We start from the raw sequence: 19,233 nt of genomic DNA, 5'->3' as shown, positions 1-19,233 counted from the left end.
GTCAGTTCACCACTCCGGTCATGACGGCGACGGGGACGGAGACGAACCCCGCGAAGAGGAGCAGGGCCAGGGCGTTGGCGAGGGCTTTCAGGGTCCGGTCGCGGCGGGCGCTGCCCGCGCCGAGGGTCTGGGCGGCGCTCCAGAAGCCGTGCCGGACGTGCAGGCCGAGGGCTGCCATCGCGGTGATGTAGATGGTGTTGCCGTACCCGGTGGAGAAGGTGGCGAGGACGTTCTCGTAGGGGTGGCCGGCCCAGGCGCGCTCGTTGACGGTGAGCGTGGTGAGGTCGAGCAGGTGCCAGACGATGAACAGGCCGAGGATGACGCCGCCCCAGCGCATGGTGCGGGTGGCGTAGCTCGCGCGGCGGCGCTTGCGGGCGTATCCGACCGGGCGCGCCTTGATGTCGCGGCGGCTGAGCTGGTAGGCGGACACGGCGTGGGCGACGACGGCGGCGAGCAGCACGATGCGGGCCGCCCACAGGCCCCAGTGGCTGTGCAGGAAGGGCTCGCCCATGTGGCGGAGCCAGCGCCCGTAGGCGTTGAACTCCTGCGCCCCGAAGAAAATCTTGAGGTTGCCCATCATGTGGACGACCAGGTAGCCGAGCATGATCAGGCCGGAGACCGCCATCACGGCCTTCTTGCCGACGGTGGATTCCCAGAGCGTGCGCGTGGTGGACGGCCGTCGGCCCGTCCGCGTTGCCAGAGCCATGGAACAAGACGGTAGGGACCGGGACCCCGAGAGGTCCAAGACATGATGGTATTCATATCGATAGGTGTGGCCTATGGAAGGCGCTAGCCTGGGGTGATGCAGTTCCAGCAGCTCCTGTACTTCGTGGCCGTCGCCGAGACCCGGCATTTCACGCGGGCGGCGGAGCGGGTGCATGTGGCCCAGCCGTCGCTCTCGCAGCAGATCAAGGCGCTCGAACGGGAGCTGGGGGCGGAGCTGTTCAGCCGGGCGCGGGGGAACATCGCGCTGACCGATGCAGGCGAGGCGCTGCTGCCGCTGGCGCGGCGGATCCTGGCGGACGCGGACACCGCGCGGCTGGAGGTGCAGGAGCTGGCGCAGCTGCGGCGCGGGCGGGTCCGGCTGGGTGCCACACCGAGCGTGTGCACGGGTCTGCTGCCGGACGTCCTGCGCGCCTTCCACACGGCGCATCCGGGGATCGAGCTGCTGATCGAGGAGAGCGGTTCGCTGGATCTGGTGCGGGAGCTTGCACGCGGGGCCTTGGACCTGGCCTTGATCGCGCTGCCGCTGCCGCCCTCGGCGCCGGCGCTGGACACGGTGGAGCTGCTCACGGAGGACCTGGTGGTGGTCTCCTCGGCGCAGCTGCCGCCGCCGGGGGGCGGTGGTCCGCTGACCGTGTCGGGCCTGCGGGACGAGCCGATGGTGATGTTCCGCCATGGATACGACCTGCGGGACCTGACGGTGGCGGCCTGCCGGGCGGAGGGCTTCGAGCCGGTGTTCACGGTGGAGGGCGGCGAGATGGACGCGGTGCTGGGCTTCGTCCGCGCGGGTCTCGGTGTCGCCGTGGTGCCGGCGATGGTCGTCGGCCATGCCGGGCCGGGGCTGCGCAGCACTCCGCTGGAGGGTGCGCCGCTGCGCCGCACGATCGCGCTGGCCCATCGCACGGACGTCGCACCGCCGCGCGCGGCCCGCGAGCTCAAGCGCATCCTGCTGGGCTGACCGGCGGGCCGGCGGCGCGGCCGGGGCGGGGGGCGGGGCGGGGGGCGGGGGGCCTTCAGGCGCGGGATATGGGCAACTCCTGGTCGAGCCCGCCGGCCAGCATGGCGAAGGCCAGGTCGGCGTCGGCGACGGCCGCGGGGTGGGCCTCGTCGGCACTCTGACCGGCGGCGATCCGCTGCCAGTTCTCCCGGCCCAGCTCGTGCCGGACCGTCACCAGGTGTGCCGCCGCCAGGCGCGACGCGAGCGGCGGGACCGATTCCGCCTCCAGTACGGCGGCGAGCAGCTCGACCTCGCGGGCCGTGTAGTGCAGCAGCCGGGATTCCAGGCTGGCGGTGGCGTGGAGGAGCTGCTGGAAGGCGACCACTTCCGGGTGGTCGCACAGGCCGGTGATCGGGTCGTGCTCGGCGAGGGCGGCCAGGAAGTGCGCGTGCACTGCGGCCACCGGGGTCTGGCCGGAGGGCCGGTCGCGCACGATGCGGGCCGCCTCGTCCTGATGGTCGGCGAACCGGTCGAGGACCAGGTCCTCCTTGCTCGGGAAGTACCGGAAGAGGGTGGGCTTGGAGACCTCGGCCGCCGCGGCGATGTCGGCCACCGACACCGCGTCGAAGCCCCGCTCCAGGAAGAGCTCCAGCGCCGTCGCCGCCAGCTGGCGGCGGGTACGGAGCTTCTTGCTCTCGCGCAGACCCGTCGTGTTCTCCATGCGCAGACCCTAGCACAGCTTCGTGACCAAGTAAATTTTTTAACCGGGTTGCCTTTTCCTCCGAAAGCCGCTTTCCTTGAGGCAACGACGAGGAAAGGACATCCGATGACCGACGTACTCATCGCGGGCTCCGGCCCGACGGGACTCACACTCGCCTGCGGTCTGGCCCGGCGCGGCCTCCGCGTGCGGATCGTGGACCAGCGCCCGGAACCGCACCGCGAATCCCGCGGCAAGGGCCTGCAGCCCAGCAGTCTGGAGGTCTTCGCCGAACTCGGCGTGGCCGAGCGCATGGCCGCCATCGGCCGGAAGGGGCTGGTGCTGCGCAAGTACTTCGACGGTGCCCACGTGCGCGACACCTCCACCCCCGGCGACGGCCTGCTCGTGGGGCAGTGGCAGGTCGAGTGGGTGCTGCGCGACCGGCTCTCCGAGCTCGGCGTGCACGTCGAGTACGGATCCCGACTGGCTGTGATCCGGCAGGACGCGGCGGGGGTCGACGCCGAGCTGGCGGACGGCACGGTGGTCCGGGCCGCGTACCTCGCCGGGTGCGACGGCGGGGGCAGCACCACGCGCAAGCTCCTCGGGATCCCCTTCGAGGGGCACACCGCACAGGAGGAGGAGATGGTGCTGGGGGACGTGCGGGCGTCAGGGCTCAGCCGGGAGTTCTGGCACCAGTGGTTCACCTCGGAGGAGGGCGGGATCCTGCTCTGCCCGATACCGGGGACGGACGTCTTCCAGCTCCAGGCCTCGCCGGAGCGGGACGAGGAGGGCAGGCAGCTGCCGCCATCGCTGGAGGGCTTCCAGCGGCTCTTCGACCGGCACGCCCGGATGCCGGGCATCCGGCTGGCGGACCCCACGTGGCTCTCGTCCTGGCGGATCAACGTCCGCATGGCCGCCCGGATGCGCGAGGGCCGGGTCTTCCTCGCGGGCGACGCGGCCCACGTCCACCCGATAGCCGGCGGGTTCGGCATGAACACCGGCATCCAGGACGCGGCGGCCCTCGCCCGGACGCTGGCCTGCGCCCTCACCGGGACCGCCGGGCCGGAGGTGCTCGACGCCTACCAGGCGGAGCGGCTGCCGGTCGCGGCCGAGGTGCTGGCCGACACCACGCGGCGGTACGAACGGGTCGTCGAGGCGGTGCGCACCCCCGGCCGCGGGACCGAGGCCGGCACCGAATAGCACCCCGGCCGGGCAGGCCGGGGGCGGGTCAGGAGGGTGTCGGGACCGCGTCGGAGAGGGAGAGGGCGTGGATGCGGTCGGGGGCGCCGGGGCGGGCGTAGTACCAGCCCTGCGCGGTGTCGCAGCCCAGTGCCCGCAGCTGGGCCGCCTGGGCTCCGGTCTCCACGCCCTCGACGGTGACGGCGAGTTCGAGGCTGTGCGCCAGCGCGACGATCCCTTCCACGATCTTGACGTCGACCGGGTTGGCGGGCTGCTGCTGCATCCCCTGGGTGAAGGAGCGGTCCAGCTTCAGCACGCTGACCGGCAGGCGGCGCAGGTTCGCCAGGTTCGAGTAGCCGGTGCCGAAGTCGTCCAGCGCGATGTCCACGCCGAGCTCGGCCAGCCGGTGCAGCGGTTCGAGGAGCTCGTCGTCGGCGCCGATCAGGGCCGACTCGGTGACCTCCAGGCACAGCGCGCCGGGGGCGAGGCCCGCGCTCTCCAGCACGGCGACGGTGTCCGCGACCAGCCCGGGGTGCTGCAGCTGGGTCGGCGAGAGGTTGACGTTGACGCGCAGCGGCGAACCGCCGTGCTCGCGCTGCCAGGTGCGGGCCTGGCGGACGGACTCCTCCAGGACCCAGCGGCCGAGCGGCACGATCAGCCCGGTGCGCTCGGCGAGCGGGATGAACCGGTCCGGGCCGAGGACCCCGTACTGCGGGTGCTCCCATCGCACCAGCGCCTCGGCGCCGCGCACGCTGCCGTCGTGCATGTGGACCAGCGGCTGGTACTCGATGAAGAACTCGCCGCGTTCCAGCGCCGCGGGCAGGGCGTTGGTCAGGCCGTGCCGGGTGATGGCGCGGGCGTCGGCCTCCGCGTCGGCGAACTCGAAACGGCTGCCGCCCGCCGCCTTCGCCCGGTACATGGTGATGTCGGCGCTGCGCAGCACCTCGGCCGGGGTGCGCTCCCCGGCCGGGCCCTCGACGATGCCGATGCTGCCGCGCACCGACAGCTCCCGGCCCTCGATGCGGATCGGGGCCGAGAGGGCGGACAGGATGCGCACCGCAAGCTCGGTCACCTTCTCCTCGGTGTCCGGGCCGGTGGTGAGGGCCACGAATTCGTCGCCGCCGAGCCGGGCGACGACCTCGCCCTGGCCGGTGACACAGCTCTGGAGCCGGTCGGCGACCTCCACGAGCAGCCGGTCGCCCGCCGAGTGGCCGAGGCTGTCGTTGACCGCCTTGAACCCGTCGAGGTCGAGGTAGCACAGCCCGAAGCGGCTGCCGCCCGCCCCGCCCAGGGCCTTCTCCAGCCGCTCGAAGAACAGGGTCCGGTTGGGCAGGCCGGTCAGCGCGTCGTGGGTGGCCTCGTAGCGCAGCCGCAGGTTCAGCAGCCGGCGCTCGGTGGTGTCCTCCATCAGCGCCAGCTGGTACTGCGGGGTGCCGTCGGCGTCGCGCAGCAGCGACACCGTCAGATTGGTCCACAGGACGGTTCCGTCGTGCCGGTAGTACGGCTTCTCCACGCGGTAGCTCTCGCGTTCGCCGCGGACGAGCTCGCCGTACATCCGCCACACCTGCGGGGCGTCGTCGGGGTGCCCCCACTCGCTGACATTGCGGCCGTGGACGTGCCCGCCCATGCCGCCGAACATCTGCAGCAGCGCGTCGTTCACTTCCAGGACGTTGCCCTCCAGGTCGGCGATGCCGATGCCGACGGCCGCGCCCTCGAAGACCGCCCGGAAGCGCTCCTCGCTCGCGTGCAGGGCCTGCTGGGCGTCGACGCGGGCGGTCAGCGCGGAGCGGGCGATGGCCTCCTGCTCCCTGAGGGTGCGCTCGCGCAGGGCCCGGGCAAATCCCGCCGCGATCTGGTGCTGGAGCCGGGCGCACCGGGACCGGTACTCCTCGGCGCCCTCCACGCCGACGCCGTCGGGGCCGCAGTAGAGCACGAGGTACGACTCGACCACGCCGAGCGTGCCGGCCAGCGCCTCCGGGTCGGTGCAGTGCACGGCGACGAGGTCGGCACCGACCTCCTGGGCGGCTGCCGCGTCGAAGGGCCGGGCGTGCAGGGCCTCGGCGAGCGTGCGGGTGAGCGGCACCAGGTGCTGCTCGAACTCGACGCGGGTCAGCGAGGTCGCCGTGAACGGGAAGATGGCGCGGCCCCAGATCGTGGCGAAGCGCGCGATCCGGTCCTCCAGCCCGCTGCGCAGCGCGGCGGGGCCCGCCGGGGTCGTCGGCGGGCCGGCGGGCGGGTCCTGGAGGGGTGCGCCCTGCGCTGTGCGCGCGTTCTTCGGGGTCGGTGTGCCGGGAGGCACCGCGGCCGGGGATCTCACGCCTTGCGTCCCACTCCGCCGAAGCCCGCGAAGGCGTACGGGTCCTCCGGCATCTCTCCGTCCCGCGGGGCGGCGAGGCCGTCGGGCTGCCAGTTCGGCATCGACACGAGCCCGGGGTCGACCAGCTCGAACCCGTCGAAGAAGCGGGCGACCTGCTCGCGGGAGCGCATCACGAGCGGGCGGCGGATCTCCCGGTAGACGTCGACCATCCCGCTGGCCTGCTCCTCGGACAGCGGCAGCCCCTCGTAGGACGCGTGGGTGACGACGAGCAGGCTGCCGGAGGGCAGTGCGTCGCGCAGCTCGGCGACGGCGGCGTACGGGTCGTCCGCGTCCTCCAGGAAGTGCAGGACGGCGACGAGGAGCAGGGCGACGGGGCGTTCGAGGTCCAGCAGCCGGGCGACCTCGGAGGAGCCCAGGATGTCCTGCGGCTTGCGCAGGTCGGCGGCGACGACCCCGGCGCGGTCGTTGCCGGCGAGCACGGCCTTGCTGTGCGCGACGGCCACCGGGTCGTGGTCGACGTAGACGACGCGGGCCTCGGGGCTGGCTTCCCGGGCGACCTCGTGGACGTTGCCGAAGGTGGGGATGCCGGACCCGACGTCGAGGAACTGGGTCACGCCCTGGCCGACGGCGTAGCGGACGGCGCGGCGCATGAAGGCCCGGTTCGCCTGCATGATCTTGGGCAGGCCCGGGGTGAATTCCATGGCGCGGCGGGCGGCCTGGCGGTCGACCTCGAAATTGTGCGAGCCGCCCAGGTAGTAATCGTAGATCCGGGACACGCTCGGCACCGATATGTCGATCCCTGGCGGGGCCCAGGCGGGGCGCTCCATCGCGGTCTCCAAGCCGTTGTCCGTGGCGGTCGTCCGGGGTCGGACACCTGTCCGAGCCGAATGTACTGATCATTGCCCAAGGGGGCGAGCAAAAGCGGAAATTGGTGATCCGTTCTTCATCACACACCAAAGACCTCTGCGGCCCCCGCCGCCACGAATGACCGAGACCGACAAGTCTCTTATGGGAAGCGACGGACTTGCGACCGGGTCGCGTCGTTTCGTGGCTCAAACCTCTACGGTCCTCATGCCACCTGTTCAGGCGAACCAGGGCCGAGCGCCGCGTGCGCGGGTGCGCGCGAGCCCATGATCCCCGCGTGAACAGAGCCTCTGCCAGGCACCTGCTGGTGGCCCCGGCCCTGGTGTGGGCGGCGTTGTCCGCCACTCCGGCCGTGGCTGATAGCTGCGCCTACGCGACGATCCAGGCCGGCGACGGCGCGGCGGCCGTCAGGCTGGTCGCGGTCGCCGGCAGCGGGGCGGGCTCCGGGGTCCCGGGTGGCGCACATCACGGCGACAGTCCGTCAGACGACCGCGGAAAGGGCCGGGGAACCGGCCACGGCGGCAGCCACGGAAAAGGCCACGAGAAGGCCCGCGGAAAGGGCCACGGACGGCACCACTGTCCGCCGCCTCCCCCGCCCTGCCCTCCGAAGCCCACGCCGAAGCCCACCCCGACTCCGAAGCCCACGCCGAAGCCGACCCCGCCGCCCGAGCCGACGCCCCCGCCCGCCCCGAAGCCCACGCCTCCGCCGCCCAAGCCCGCGCCCCCGGCGCCGCGGCCGCCCGAGCCGGCTCCGCCGAAGCCGCCGCCCGCCCCGCCGGAGTACGCGGCCCCGGTGGTGCCCCCGCCCCCGCCCCCGCCCCCGCCGCCTCCGTCCCCGCCCGCTCCGCCGCCCGCGAAGAAGCCCGTGGCCAAGCCGGTCTACCGGGCTCCGGCCCCCAAACCGGTGGAGCACCACATCTCACCGGTGACCTTCACGCTCATGACCGCGGCCCCCGCGGTGCTCGCGATGGCCGCGCTGCGCCCGCGCTGAGCGCCCCGGCCCCGTCCACCCGTGCCCCCTTGGGAGTCATCTTGTCGGAATGGCTCGTCCTGACCCTCGCGATGGCCGCGGCCTGCGCCGTGGTGCTGACCATCGTCTTCATCAACCACCGGAGGATCGGCGACGACGACGATCCCAGCGAGACCCCGGACGTCATCGAGTACATGACGATGATGATCGGGGTGATCTACGCCATCGTGCTGGGCCTGGCCATCGCGGGCGTCTGGGAGGGCCGGGGGGCCGCCCAGGAGTACGTGCGCCAGGAGGCCCAGGCCCTGCACGAGATCAGCGTCCGCTCCGAGGTGTACCCGGCCGAGGTGCGGAAGAAGATCCGGGCCGACGTCGACGCGTACGTGTCCTACGTGGTGGACACCGAGTGGAAGCAGATGACCGAGCACGGCACCCTCACGGACCGCGGCGCGGAGCTGCTGGAACGTATCCGCCGGAGCGTGACGGACTACGAGCCGCAGACCGACCACGAGGGGCAGGCCTACCAGCCGCTGGTGGACCAGGTGGCGCTGGTCGACGACGCCCGCAGCTCCCGGGCCGGGAACGCGGGGGCGACCATGCCGGGGGTGGTGTGGTTCGGTCTGATCACCGGGGCGCTGGTGACGGTGGGCCTGATCTTCACCCTCCAGATCCGGCGCTCGTTCCGGGAGTTGCTGCTGGCGGGTCTGTTCAGTGCGCTGATCGCGTTCCTGCTGTTCCTGATCTGGGACTTCGACGCACCGTACGGGCGCGGCATCGCGGCCACCGCGGAGCCGTTCCTCACCCAGTTCCCGCACCTGGACCTGGGCGGCTGACCGGGCCGGCAAACCGGGGAGGGGCCTGCCTTCCCCGGTTCGGCCCACTGCTGTGCCCCATTCGCCCGTTCCTGATCGCGGGCCACCCGGCCCACGCCTAGCGTGGCGAGCGTCGAGGTGCATCCCCCTCCCCGTGCGGAAACGGTTCCGCGGCTGCTCCTCGGGATCCGGAGAACCAATCATGGGTGCGATACGTACCTCCGCCACTGCCCTGATCGGCGCCGGCGCCGCGGGCGCCGTGCTGGCGCTCGGCGTTCTCGGCGTGCCCGGCGCGGGGGCGGCCCGGGCCCAGCCCGTCACCTCGTTCGGCTTCGCCGTCACCCCCTCCACGGTCGCCCCGGGCGGCCAGGTGACGCTCTCCGTCAGCGGCTGCAACGCCGCCACCGCCACCGCCTCCTCCGGGGTCTTCGACACCGTGGCCATCGAGCGCGGCAGGACGGCCCGGGCCACGGTGGACCGCGACGCCCGCCGCGGGGCCGTGTACTCGGTCACCTTCACGTGCAGCGGCGAGAACGGCTCCGCCGACCTCACGATTGCCGGCGGCTCCAGCCGGCCCACCACGAGTTCCACGTTCGCGGCCACGACCCTCGCCGTGCCCACCTCCGTGCAGAGACCCGCGCGCGGGGTCCGGGGCGGGCTGGGCGGCAGCGTCGCCGGGATGGACCCCTGGGCGGTCGGCGCGGGCGCGGGCCTCTTCCTCGCCGCCGCGGCCGGCACCGTGTACGCAGTCCGACGCCGCGAGGGCGCACGCGGACACTGACGGCGTGCGCGCACCGCGGGCCGCGGGCCCTGGAACCCGGTCGTGCACCGCACCCGACCCCGCACCGCACACCGCAGAGGCGCGGGCTCAAGCCCAGGCGCGGGTGCCCCGTCGCCGGAGCACGAACCGCCGGTCGGCTGGGGTCCTGGCCAGGACCCGGGTCGACCGGCGGTTTTCCGGGGCTGCGACTGGGGAGGCCGGCCGGTCGTCAGGCCCGGTTGCGGGCCGGGCGGCGCCGGCGCAGCACGTGGACGCCCGCCCCGAGGGCCGCGACGCCCACGAGGCTCGCGCCGATGGCGGTCTCGGCGACGGACGGCCCGATCGAGCCGCCGAGGCCGCCCTGCGCGCCCCTGCCTTCGAGGATGGTGAAGCGGTGCGTGGCGACCAGGCTGTTGTCGTCGCACTTGACGGACAGCGTGTGGTTGCCCGGCGAGGCGTGGTTGAAGATCCGTACGGTCGCGAACCCGATGGACCCGGCCGACAGCCGCGTCTGCTGAAAGTTGTTGGGCGACCAGACGGTGCCGCCGCGCAGGCAGCCGGCCGCGGTGACCTGCATGGTTGAGCCCTGGTGCACGGAATACGGGTTGACCGTGACGTTGCTGGGCCCGTGGCCGCCGCCTGCCGGCGATCCGCCCACCGGCGATCCGCCTGCCGACGATACGCCCGCCGGCGAGCCGCCCGCCGGCGATCCGCCCGCCGGCGAGCCCCCCGCCGGCGAGCCCCCCGCCGGGGAGCCGCCTGCCGACGATACGCCCGCCGGCGAGCCGCCCGCCGGGGAGCCGCCTGCCGGCGATCCGCCCGCCGGGGCGCCACCCGCCGGGGAGCCGCCTGCCGGTGAGCCACCCGCCGGCGATCCACCCGCCGGGGAGCCACCCGCCGGGTTGTTGTCCGCCGCGGCGAGGGGCGTACTGAGGCCGATGGCGGCGCAGGCCGCAGCGGCCACGGTGAGAGCGCGCAGAACACGCATGGTGGAACCTCCAGCGGAAAGCGCCCCGGAGCGGTCGCCCGGGATGATCGACGAGAACGCCTCCCACGACGACCCTCGGGTCGGCCCGCAACCAGCGCATGTCCGGCTTTGCGCCGCACGGTTGAGCGACACGCCGAGCGGTGCGCGCGTCATCTGACGGATCCGCAGGTCACGACCCGTCAGATGTTCATGTGATGAATACCTGGATGGGCGCACCCCGTCGCGCCCCGCCACCCGTTCGCCCTTCACCGATCGCCGTCTTGCGGAGACGGCCTTAGCGTGCGGGGGAGAAGGGCGTACCGGGGTGGGACGCGAACGCGGGTCGGGACCCCCGCGTCGGGAAGGGATAGCCGTGACCGAGGACGAGAGCGAGCTGCCACGCAGGAGATGGTCGCCCTGGGGCGTGCTCGCAATGGTCATGCTCAGTGGCCTCGCCATGATGCGCAACGGAGCGGACGTCGGGGACGGTCCGCCGCAGCCGACCGCCGCCGCCGCGGTGTCGGTGCCCGCGGGGCAGCCGCCCGGCGCCTTCGCCCCGGCGGATCCGGCCGCCCCGCCGCAGGCGCTGGACCACTCGTCGGTGCAGCGCATCCGCATCCCGGCGATCCGGGTGGACGCGCCGGTGATGACCGTCGGCCTCGACCCGCAGGGCTGGATCGACGCCCCGCCGGCCGAGGACCCCAACCTGGCCGGCTGGTACCTGAACGGCATCTCGCCCGGCCAGCGCGGATCCTCGGTGATCGTGGGCCACGTGGACAACGCCAGCGGGCCGGCGGTCTTCTACGGCCTCGGCGCGCTGCGCAAGGGCCACCGGATCGAGGTGGACCGCTACGACGGTCGCACGGCGGTGTTCGAGGTGTACGGCGTGGAGGTGTTCTCCAAGGACACCTTCCCCGGGTCCCGGGTGTACGGGGACACCGGGCACCCGGAGCTGAGGGTGATCACGTGTGGCGGCGGCTACTCGAAGGCCAGGGGCTACGACGGCAACGTGGTCGTCTTCGCCCGCATGGTGGCGGCCCGCTGAGGGCCCTCCCCGGCCTCCCGCCGACGCCCGCCGCCCCGCCGCCCCGCCGGAGAAAACGTATCCTCAGCGGGGCGGCAGCGCGGGCAGCGTCATCCGGTAGCCGCGGGCGAGCAGTTGGGGCAGGTAGGTGTCGAGGGCCCGGACGCTCTGCGAGCGGTCGCCGCCGGCGTCGTGGTTCAGCACGATCACACCGGGGGCGGCGCCCTGGAGGACGCGCGAGACGATCACGGACGTGCCGGGCTCCTTCCAGTCCAGGGTGTCCACGGTCCAGGCGAGCGGCTCCATGCCCAGCTCGGCGCCGATCTCGAACGCGGCCCGGTTCCACGCCCCGTAGGGCGCCCGGAACCACACCGGCGCCGCCCCCACGGTCTTCTCGACGAGCTCGCTGGTGGGGGCGATCTCGGCGGCGAGGCCGGGCCGGCTGAGTTGGGGGATCCGGGGGTGGGACCAGGTGTGGTTGCCGATGACGTGGCCCTCGTCGGCCATCCGGCGCAGCAGGTCCCGGTTCTCGTCGGCCTGCTCCCCGCAGACGAAGAAGACGGCGGGGACTCCGTACCGGGCGAGGGTGTCGAGGATGGCGGGGGTGTAGCGCGGGTCGGGGCCGTCGTCGAAGGTGAGGACCATGCCGCTCGCCGTGCCGGCCGCGGCCGGGAGTTCCAGGATGGGCCGGGTGCGCACCGCGGGCCTCGCGGTCGGCGGGCGCAGCGGCGCCTCGGCCGTCATGGGGCTCAGCCGGTACGCGGTGCGGCCCGGGGTCTGCGGCCGCACGACGCGGACGCCGCCCGGTCCGGCGCCTCCCCCGGGGCCAGGCTGCCCGAGGGCGGATCCCGCGCTTCCGCCTGCGCCTGCGCCTGCATCGGCGCCGGGCCCGCCGCCCGCGGGGGGCTGTCCGAACAGTCCGTCCTCTCCGGCGGTGAGGAGTCCGGAGGCGGCGGCGATTCCGAGGAACACGGCGGTGCGCAGGAACACGCGCCGCCCTACTGCCGGCTCGTCATTTTTCATTATTACTACGTATCAACGACATCGTCGCAGATGTCGAGAGGCGCGGACACGCCCCCTTCCCCTCACCCGTTCAGCCGCGCCGTACCAGCGGGAACGGCAGCGTCTCACGGATCGTCAGGCCCGTGAGGAACATGACCAGCCGGTCGACGCCGATGCCCAGACCGCCGGTCGGCGGCATCGCGTACTCCAGCGCGTCGAGGAAGTCGTTGTCGAGCTCCATCGCCTCCGGGTCGCCGCCCGCCGCCAGCAGCGACTGGGCGGTGAGCCGGCGCCGCTGCTCGACCGGGTCGGTCAGCTCCGAGTAGGCGGTGCCCAGTTCGGTGCCGAAGGCCACCAGGTCCCAGCGCTCGGCGAGGCGCGGGTCGCGCCGGTGCTGCCGGGTGAGCGGGGAGACTTCGGTCGGGAAGTCCTTGTAGAAGGTGGGCAGCGTGGTCTTCTCCTCCACCAGCCGCTCGTACATCTCCAGCACCACGTCGCCCCGCGCGTCGTCGGGGGCGTGCGGCACCTCGGACCGGTCGCACAGCCGGCGCAGCGTGTGCTCGGCGGTGTCGGCGCCGACCTGCTCGCCGAGAGCCTCGCTGATCGCCCCGTACACCGTCTTGACCGGCCAGGGGCCGGAGATGTCGTGGACGGTGGGCTTCCCGTCCGGGCCGGCCCGGTGGGCGACGGGCGTGCCGAACGCGGCGGTCGCGGCGCCCTGGATCAGTTCGCGGGTGAGGTCCAGCATCACGTCGTAGTCGGCGAACGCCTGGTACGCCTCCAGCATCGTGAACTCGGGGTTGTGCTTGTAGGAGACGCCCTCGTTGCGGAAGGTGCGGCCCATCTCGAAGACCTTCTCCAGGCCGCCGACGCACAGGCGCTTGAGGTACAGCTCGGGCGCGATGCGCAGGTACAGGTCGAGGTCGTAGGCGTTGATGTGGGTGCGGAAGGGCCGGGCGTTGGCGCCGCCGTGGATCTGCTGGAGCATCGGGGTCTCGACCTCCAGGTAGCCGCGGTCCAGCAGCCCCTGGCGCAGCGCCTGGACGGCTGCCGAGCGGGCCCGTACGACGTCCCGGGCCCCCGGGCTGACGACCAGGTCGAGGTAGCGGCGCCGGACCCGGGCCTCGGGGTCGGCGAGGCCCTTGCGCTTGTCGGGGAGCGGGCGCAGGCATTTTCCGGTCGGCAGCCAGGAGGAGACCACGAGGGAGAGCTCGCCGGTCCTGCTGGTGCCGATCCCGCCGGTGACGAGGACGTGGTCGCCGAAGTCGACCCGGGAGGCGAAGGAGTCCAGGACGCCGGGGCCGGCCTCGTCGCGGGTGAGCATCAGCTGGAGGTCCCCGGACCAGTCGCGCAGGACGGCGAAGACGATGCCGCCGAGGTCGCGTACGACCATGACCCGGCCGGCGAGGGTGGCCCGCTCGCCGGTGCGGGTGCCGGGCGGATGGCCGGGGTGGGCGGCCCTGAGGGCGGCGACGGTGTGGGTGCGCTGCGGGATGCCGACGGGGTACGGGTCGACGCCGGCGGCGCGCAGCCGCTCCAGTTTGTCGTGCCGGACCCGCACCTGTTCCGGGAGCCGCTCGGCGGGGACGCCCGGCTGCTCCTCCTGCACGCCGTCGAGGCCGAGGGCGTCGAGCGAGGGCAGCCCTTCGGTGGTGGCGGGGGCGGTGAGGCCCTTGGGGTGTCCGTTGCCCCAGAGTTTGCGCAGGCTGGGTACGGAGACGAAGCCCTCGGCGATGCCGGAGGCGAGGCTGACCCGGGCGAGCGAGCCGGCGTCCTGGTAGCAGAGGAACCGCGGGTACCACTCGGGGCCGTACTTCACGTTCGAGCGGTACAGGGCTTCCAGCTGCCACCAGCGGGACAGGAACAGCAGCAGCCTGCGCCACAGCTTCAGCACCGGGCCCGCACCGATCCGGGCGCCCTCCTCGAACGCGGACCGGAAGACGGCGAAGTTGAGGGAGATCCGGCGTACGCCCAGGCCGGGCGCGGCGGCGCACAGCTCGGCGACCATGAACTCCATGACCCCGTTGGGGGCGTTGCGGTCGCGGCGCATCAGGTCCAGGGAGATGCCGTCCCTGCCCCAGGGGACGAAGGACAGCAGGGCGATCAGCTCGCCCTCCCGGTCGAAGGCCTCGACGAGCAGGCAGTCCCCGTCGGCGGGGTCGCCGAGCCGGTCCAGGGCCATGGAGAAGCCGCGCTCGGTCTCGGTGTCGCGCCAGGTGTCGGCGCGGTCGATGATCCGCTGCATCTCCTCCTCGGCGAGGGCGGAGTGGCGGCGGATCAGGGTGGTGGCGCCGGCCCGCCGGACGCGGCTCACGGCCTGGCGGGTGACGCGCATGTCGCGGCCGTCGAGGTCGAAGCGGCCGACGTGGAGGATGGCCTCGTCGCCGAGTTGGAGGGCGCCGAGCCCGGAGCGGGCGTAGGCGGTGGCGCCGTCCTCGGAGGCGCCCATGACGGCGGGCTGCCAGCCGTGGCGCCGGGCGAGGCCGAGCCAGGCGTCGATGGCGGGGCTCCAGGCGGCGGGGTCGCCGACGGGGTCGCCGCTGGCCAGGCAGACGCCGGCCTCGACGCGGTAGGTGACGCAGGCCCTGCCGTTGGGGGCGAAGACGACGGCCTTGTCGCGGCGCGTGGCGAAGTAGCCGAGGGAGTCGCTGCGCCCGTAGGCGCCGAGCAGGGCGCGGATCCGGGGTTCCTCGTCGCCGTGCAGGGCGGCGGTCAGCCGCTGGGAGCGGAAGAGGGTGGCGGCGGCGTTCAGCAGGGCGAGGGCGCCGAAGAGGCCGAGGAGGAAGTACAGGGGCCGCGGCGGGCGGCCGTCGAACCGGCGGGCCGAGAACAGCCCGCCGAAGACCTGTTGGGCGGCCCAGTCCAGCCACTGCTCGGGCGGGAGGGTGCCGGGGAAGAGCGCGACCAGGCCCCACCCGAGGAGGACGGCGGCGAGCAGGCCGAGCCCCAGTACGAGCAGGGCCCGCCAGAAGGCTCCGGGGCGGGAGGCGGCGTAGAACTCCCTTCGGGCGGCGATCAGTACCACCAGGGCGGCGACGGCGATGACCAGGGAGGGGCCGCCGACCCGCACGTCCCCCTCGGCCGTGATCAGCAGGTCGACGAGGATCAGCAGGGCCAGATAGGTGACGACGATCCACCAGGCGACCTTCTTGCGGGTGCCGAGCGCGGCGGCGAGCAGGAAGAGGAAGACGGCGTAGGCGAGGTTCGCACTGACCGGCACCACAAAGGCGTCGAGGAACCCGACGACGTGCCGCAGGAGGTGGCGCAGCATCGGGGAGAGCGCCAGGACGGCGCAGACCAGCCCGAGGGCTCCGAAGAACGCGGCGTACGCGTCGGGCACCCGGCCCGGGAAGCGGTTCCGGGTGGCCCTGGTCCGCTCCAGGGTGGCACTCATGGTTCGCACTGTAGGGAGGAGGGGGGAGGTCCGCGCGCCGAGCCGCCCGCCCTCGGGAGGGTGGCGGAGCACGGGAACAGGGGATTCGAGCGCGGGACCGACGGTCCGCAGGTGATCCTCGCCGGGGTGGACGGGGCCGCGTCCTCGATGCGCGCGGCGGCGTACGCGGCAGGGGGCGGGCCCGTCACGGTGGTGCCGTGACGGGCCACGCCCCTGCGGGGCCGCCGGTGCCCGCCGCCGGTTCCGGGCGGGCGGGCAGTTCCGGGCGGGCGGGGCCCGGCGGCCGGTGCCGTCTACCTGCCCATCGTCAGGCCGCTCTTGGCGGCGCCGCGGGAGAGCACGGCCTCGCCGATGGCGTCCTGAGCCGCCCGGTACCGCTCCTCGTCGGGGTCCTCGGCGAGCGCGGCGGGCAGGTTGACGACCTTGCCCGAGTCGAGGTCCATCATCTGCGGGATGAACTCGGCCTTGGTGACCTGCCAGCGCTCCCCGGCCGCGGTCGGCGGTGCGAACGTGAAGCGGCCGATCGAGCCGTAGTTGCCCCGCAGGTCCCGCGCGCCGGAGTGGTTGAACATCTCGCCGGCGACCTGGTCGCCCATGCCGTAGACGATCCAGGTCCCGTTGACCTTCTCGTAGGCCTGCGGGACGTGCGCGTGGGTGCCGAGGATCAGGTCGATGTCGGGGCGGTTGCCGGTCTGGGAGGCGGTCAGTGCCCGGCCGAGCGTGAGCTGCCGCTCGTCGGGCTCGGTCTGCCATTCGGTGCCCCAGTGGAGGCTGACGAGAACCACGTCCGCGCCGGCTTTCCGGGCGGCCCGCGCCTCCGCGATGATCTTGTCCTTCTCCATGAGGTTGACGGCCCAGGGCTGCCCCTCCGGCATCGGGTAGCCGTTGGTGTCGTACGTGTACGCGAGGTGGGCGACCTTCGCGGACCCGGCCCGGTACACCGTCGGCGTGGCCGCCTCGGCGGCGGTGCGGGCCGAGCCGGCGTGCCCGAGCCCGACCCGGTCGAAGGCGTCGAGGGTGCGCTTGACGCCCTCGGCTCCGGCATCCAGCGTGTGGTTCGAGGCCGTGGAGCAGCCGTCGTACCCGGCGTCGCGCAGCCCGTCGGCGACCTGGGGCGGGGACGTGAACGAGGGGTAGCCGGTGAAGGGCCCGCCGTCCGGCCCGTAGACGGTCTCCATGTGGCACAGGGCCAGGTCGGCGGCCGAGACCAGCGGTTTGACCCGGGAGAACATCGGCCGGAAGTCGTGGCCGTCGCCGTCCGCGTCGGCCGCCGCCCGTTTGATGATCGAGTCGTGTGGCAGCACGTCGCCGCTCGCGACGAGGGTGAAGCCGCGCGCGGCGCCGGCGCTGCCGGACGGCGGCGGGCCGTGGGGGTTGCCGAGGCGGGCGGGCGAGGGCTCCCCGCCGGCGGAGCAGCCTGCGGCGACGCCCGCGAGCAGGGCCGCCGACAGGATGGCGAGGACCCGTCGGGTGTGTCTGGTCATCTGAACCGTCTCCCATTAGTACGACTATCTGATCATCTTGTAGTCCATGGAGGGAGATGCCGCACATCCAGGACCGGCTCCGTCCGCTTCCGCTGGACAGGGGATCCGCCGCCGGCGGCCGTTCGCCGCGCCGTTCGACCGTTCACCGCCGGGCGCGTCCGCTGACCGGCCGACCGGGGCGCTTGGGCGCAAGGCCCGGGCGTGACGGTTCCCGAGGCCCCGGCGGCAGGTGAGGGTGGGTGCGTCAGGACCCCGACGGACCCAGGAAGGAGCCACCCGTGCCCCTCTCCCCCACCCTCGCGCGCACCGACCCCGAGGCGCTGGCCGAACTCCAGCGCGACCACGGGCGGGCTCTGTTCGGATTCCTGCTCGGCCTCACCGGCGGAGACCCCCAGCGCGCCGAGGACCTCGTCCAGGACACCCTCGTACGGGCCTGGCAGCACCCCGAGGTCCTGGCGAGCGGCCACGACTCCATGCGGCCCTGGCTGTTCACGGTGGCGCGGCGGCTCGCGATCGACGCCCGCCGGGCGCGCCTGTCCCGGCCGCAGGAGGTGGATGCGGAGGCGCTGGAGCAGGCGCCCGCGACCGAGGACGCGGTGGCCGGCTCGGTCATCGCCATCGACGTCCGGCGGGCGGTGGGCTCCCTCGGGCCCGAGCACCGCGCCGTGCTGATGCAGGTCTACTTCCGGGACCGCTCGGTCGCCGAGGCGGCAGCGGAGCTCGGCATCCCCGCCGGCACCGTCAAGTCCCGCACCCACTACGCCCTGCGGGCCCTGCGCAAGGATCTCCAGGGGTACGGGTACGGCCTCGGCGCCTGAGCGCGCCGCGGCGCCGCGCAGACGCACCGGGAGCCTCCGGGGGAATCCCGTGGAATCCCGGAGGAATCACTCGTGGAACGATCCCAATGCATATGGATCGGACAGAAAGCGCATGGAAATCGGCCGCAGACCGTTCAAGTTGAGTAAACACGCCCCGTCGCACAAGCCGGTCGGTGAAGGCTCGACGCTGACGAAGGCAAGCTCGACACGCGGGAGAAGGTGGAACGGTGCAGCCCGAGGGTACGAACGGCACCAGTGACGGCGGGCTCGCGGTGCCCATGGCATGGCTCTACGCCGAGTACATCGCCGACGAACTGCTGCGCACGGGACGGCTGATCCCGGTCAGTACCCTGGAGTTCCGCGCCGGGCGCGACACGCTCGCCCTGACGATCTACCTCTCCGACGCGGCCGGCGAGCTCTCCGGGATCCGGGTCGTCTCGCAGCTCGACGAATGGCTCTCGCTGACCGCGTACGGGCACCCCTGGCGCGACTGGGTGCACACCCGGTTCCTCGCGCTCGGCGAGGAGGCCCGCGACAGCGGGCGCGGCGAGGACCCGGACCTGGAACTGGCCCGGGCGGCCTGGCGCTGGCTCGACAGCACGGAGCTGTTCGCCACCAACCTCGACCCCGGCCGGACCGGCCAGGCCGACGGCCCGCAGGCCCTGGACGAGAACGCCCGGGTCTGGACCCCGGCCTGGCAACTCGGCCTCCCGCTGGGCCACTTGGCGATGCACCTCTTCTGAGGCGCACGCCCGGCACCGGGACGCGTACTCAGCGGGGCCGCTGCGGGAGCGGGGCCTCGGCCGGGTCCGTCACGAGGCCGGTGAAGTCGGCCTCGTTGCGCTCGGCCCGGGCGACGTACCGGCGGGCGATCAGCCACAGCACCGGGTAGACCGCCAGGCCGAGCACCGCCCACACCAGCGGCCCCGGAGCCGGGCGCGCCAGGGCGAACAGCACGGGCAGCGTCCCGACCAGCAGGGTGAGGGCGGCCAGCGCGCACAGCCCGGCCCGCAGCTGACTGCGCATCAGGGCCCGTACGTAGGTGGCGCCCAGGGTGGTCTGCTCGGAGATCTCCGAGCGGGCCGGGGTGTGCGCGGGCGGCCGGCGGCGGGCACCGCGCGGCACGCCCGTGACGGTCTCCCGCCGGGGCGGCGGCAGCGGCTGCTCCGGCGCAGGCGAGTGCCCCGGCGAAGGCGAGTGCCCCGGCGAAGGCGGCTGCTCCCGCGAAGACGGCTGCTCCTGCGACATGCTGCGGGAGTCTACGCAGCCCGCTTCCGCCGGGCGG

18 protein-coding genes are annotated in these 19,233 nt (G+C 73.6%); 9 read left to right on the top strand and 9 right to left on the bottom strand.

Annotated features, from left to right (window positions below):
- Position 1: 1 nt before the first annotated feature.
- On the bottom strand, positions 2-706 hold the full coding sequence (locus AC068A_RS00910; RefSeq protein WP_478578825.1) for a succinate dehydrogenase: 705 nt from the start codon (positions 704-706) through the stop codon (positions 2-4).
- 96 nt (positions 707-802) lie between these two features.
- Between AC068A_RS00910 and AC068A_RS00905 the strand changes: the two genes are divergently transcribed.
- Positions 803-1,681, top strand: a complete 879-nt coding sequence (locus AC068A_RS00905; protein ID WP_478578823.1) for a LysR family transcriptional regulator — start codon at positions 803-805, stop codon at positions 1,679-1,681.
- Between the two features lie 55 nt (positions 1,682-1,736).
- On the opposite strand, the gene AC068A_RS00900 is transcribed toward AC068A_RS00905, so the two are convergent.
- Positions 1,737-2,381 carry a TetR family transcriptional regulator gene (locus AC068A_RS00900; RefSeq protein ID WP_478578820.1) on the bottom strand — a complete coding sequence of 215 codons (645 nt, stop codon included), beginning with the start codon at positions 2,379-2,381 and terminating at the stop codon, positions 1,737-1,739.
- 105 nt (positions 2,382-2,486) lie between these two features.
- On the opposite strand from AC068A_RS00900, the gene AC068A_RS00895 reads away from it, so the two are divergent.
- Complete coding sequence (locus tag AC068A_RS00895; protein WP_478578819.1) at positions 2,487-3,557, top strand: FAD-dependent monooxygenase; 1,071 nt, start codon at positions 2,487-2,489, stop codon at positions 3,555-3,557.
- A 28-nt stretch (positions 3,558-3,585) separates the two neighbouring features.
- Here the strand turns inward: AC068A_RS00895 and AC068A_RS00890 are convergent, their stop codons facing one another.
- Entirely contained in the window at positions 3,586-5,730 is a 2,145-nt protein-coding gene (locus tag AC068A_RS00890; RefSeq protein WP_478579383.1) for a putative bifunctional diguanylate cyclase/phosphodiesterase, read from the bottom strand.
- A 119-nt stretch (positions 5,731-5,849) separates the two neighbouring features.
- The gene (locus AC068A_RS00885) at positions 5,850-6,680 is read right to left on the bottom strand and encodes an SAM-dependent methyltransferase (protein WP_478578817.1); all 831 of its coding nucleotides are present in this window, start codon (positions 6,678-6,680) and stop codon (positions 5,850-5,852) included.
- Between the two features lie 902 nt (positions 6,681-7,582).
- Between AC068A_RS00885 and AC068A_RS00880 the strand changes: the two genes are divergently transcribed.
- The 3 genes from AC068A_RS00880 to AC068A_RS00870 all read left to right on the top strand — a co-directional run bounded on the left by AC068A_RS00880 (position 7,583) and on the right by AC068A_RS00870 (position 9,280).
- Entirely contained in the window at positions 7,583-7,708 is a 126-nt protein-coding gene (locus tag AC068A_RS00880) for a hypothetical protein (RefSeq protein ID WP_385669568.1), read from the top strand.
- Between the two features lie 41 nt (positions 7,709-7,749).
- A complete protein-coding gene (locus tag AC068A_RS00875; RefSeq protein ID WP_478578814.1) occupies positions 7,750-8,520 on the top strand; it encodes a bestrophin-like domain in 771 nt (256 codons plus the stop codon).
- Between the two features lie 181 nt (positions 8,521-8,701).
- Entirely contained in the window at positions 8,702-9,280 is a 579-nt protein-coding gene (locus tag AC068A_RS00870) for a hypothetical protein (RefSeq protein WP_478578813.1), read from the top strand.
- 208 nt (positions 9,281-9,488) lie between these two features.
- Here AC068A_RS00870 and AC068A_RS00865 read toward each other — a convergent pair whose 3' ends face one another.
- A complete protein-coding gene (locus AC068A_RS00865) occupies positions 9,489-9,854 on the bottom strand; it encodes a hypothetical protein (RefSeq protein WP_478578810.1) in 366 nt (121 codons plus the stop codon).
- Between the two features lie 745 nt (positions 9,855-10,599).
- Between AC068A_RS00865 and AC068A_RS00860 the strand changes: the two genes are divergently transcribed.
- On the top strand, positions 10,600-11,271 hold the full coding sequence (locus AC068A_RS00860) for a class F sortase (RefSeq protein ID WP_478578807.1): 672 nt from the start codon (positions 10,600-10,602) through the stop codon (positions 11,269-11,271).
- A gap of 63 nt (positions 11,272-11,334) precedes the next feature.
- Here AC068A_RS00860 and AC068A_RS00855 read toward each other — a convergent pair whose 3' ends face one another.
- Both AC068A_RS00855 and lysX read right to left on the bottom strand, forming a co-directional pair.
- Positions 11,335-12,273, bottom strand: a complete 939-nt coding sequence (locus AC068A_RS00855) for a polysaccharide deacetylase family protein (RefSeq protein WP_478578804.1) — start codon at positions 12,271-12,273, stop codon at positions 11,335-11,337.
- A 70-nt stretch (positions 12,274-12,343) separates the two neighbouring features.
- Positions 12,344-15,646: a bifunctional lysylphosphatidylglycerol synthetase/lysine--tRNA ligase LysX gene (lysX, locus tag AC068A_RS00850; RefSeq protein ID WP_478578801.1), complete on the bottom strand. Its 3,303-nt coding sequence runs from the start codon at positions 15,644-15,646 to the stop codon at positions 12,344-12,346.
- 60 nt (positions 15,647-15,706) lie between these two features.
- Here lysX and AC068A_RS00845 point away from each other — a divergent pair, with 60 nt between their 5' ends.
- A complete protein-coding gene (locus AC068A_RS00845) occupies positions 15,707-15,847 on the top strand; it encodes a hypothetical protein (RefSeq protein ID WP_478578799.1) in 141 nt (46 codons plus the stop codon).
- A 92-nt stretch (positions 15,848-15,939) separates the two neighbouring features.
- Here AC068A_RS00845 and AC068A_RS00840 read toward each other — a convergent pair whose 3' ends face one another.
- A complete protein-coding gene (locus AC068A_RS00840) occupies positions 15,940-17,130 on the bottom strand; it encodes a CapA family protein (RefSeq protein ID WP_478578796.1) in 1,191 nt (396 codons plus the stop codon).
- Between the two features lie 278 nt (positions 17,131-17,408).
- Here AC068A_RS00840 and AC068A_RS00835 point away from each other — a divergent pair, with 278 nt between their 5' ends.
- Complete coding sequence (locus tag AC068A_RS00835; RefSeq protein WP_478578794.1) at positions 17,409-17,948, top strand: sigma-70 family RNA polymerase sigma factor; 540 nt, start codon at positions 17,409-17,411, stop codon at positions 17,946-17,948.
- A gap of 278 nt (positions 17,949-18,226) precedes the next feature.
- On the top strand, positions 18,227-18,691 hold the full coding sequence (locus tag AC068A_RS00830; protein ID WP_478579381.1) for a hypothetical protein: 465 nt from the start codon (positions 18,227-18,229) through the stop codon (positions 18,689-18,691).
- 28 nt (positions 18,692-18,719) lie between these two features.
- Here the strand turns inward: AC068A_RS00830 and AC068A_RS00825 are convergent, their stop codons facing one another.
- Positions 18,720-19,196 carry a hypothetical protein gene (locus AC068A_RS00825; RefSeq protein ID WP_478578791.1) on the bottom strand — a complete coding sequence of 159 codons (477 nt, stop codon included), beginning with the start codon at positions 19,194-19,196 and terminating at the stop codon, positions 18,720-18,722.
- Positions 19,197-19,233 lie beyond the last annotated feature (37 nt).

Source organism: Streptomyces sp. NPDC043854, assembly GCF_056436005.1.
This window is presented reverse-complemented; position numbering and strand designations above follow the sequence as displayed.

Bases quoted from the DNA above. Each gene is read 5' to 3' on its own strand.
- AC068A_RS00895 (WP_478578819.1), top strand. From the start codon at position 2,487: ATGACCGACGTACTCATCGCGGGCTCCGGCCCGACGGGACTCACACTC.
- AC068A_RS00840 (WP_478578796.1), bottom strand. From the start codon at position 17,130: ATGACCAGACACACCCGACGGGTCCTCGCCATCCTGTCGGCGGCCCTG.
- AC068A_RS00855 (WP_478578804.1), bottom strand. From the start codon at position 12,273: ATGAAAAATGACGAGCCGGCAGTAGGGCGGCGCGTGTTCCTGCGCACC.
- AC068A_RS00910 (WP_478578825.1), bottom strand. From the start codon at position 706: ATGGCTCTGGCAACGCGGACGGGCCGACGGCCGTCCACCACGCGCACG.
- AC068A_RS00830 (WP_478579381.1), top strand. From the start codon at position 18,227: ATGGCATGGCTCTACGCCGAGTACATCGCCGACGAACTGCTGCGCACG.
- lysX (WP_478578801.1), bottom strand. From the start codon at position 15,646: ATGAGTGCCACCCTGGAGCGGACCAGGGCCACCCGGAACCGCTTCCCG.
- AC068A_RS00900 (WP_478578820.1), bottom strand. From the start codon at position 2,381: ATGGAGAACACGACGGGTCTGCGCGAGAGCAAGAAGCTCCGTACCCGC.
- AC068A_RS00825 (WP_478578791.1), bottom strand. From the start codon at position 19,196: ATGTCGCAGGAGCAGCCGTCTTCGCGGGAGCAGCCGCCTTCGCCGGGG.
- AC068A_RS00870 (WP_478578813.1), top strand. From the start codon at position 8,702: ATGGGTGCGATACGTACCTCCGCCACTGCCCTGATCGGCGCCGGCGCC.
- AC068A_RS00905 (WP_478578823.1), top strand. From the start codon at position 803: ATGCAGTTCCAGCAGCTCCTGTACTTCGTGGCCGTCGCCGAGACCCGG.
- AC068A_RS00885 (WP_478578817.1), bottom strand. From the start codon at position 6,680: ATGGAGCGCCCCGCCTGGGCCCCGCCAGGGATCGACATATCGGTGCCG.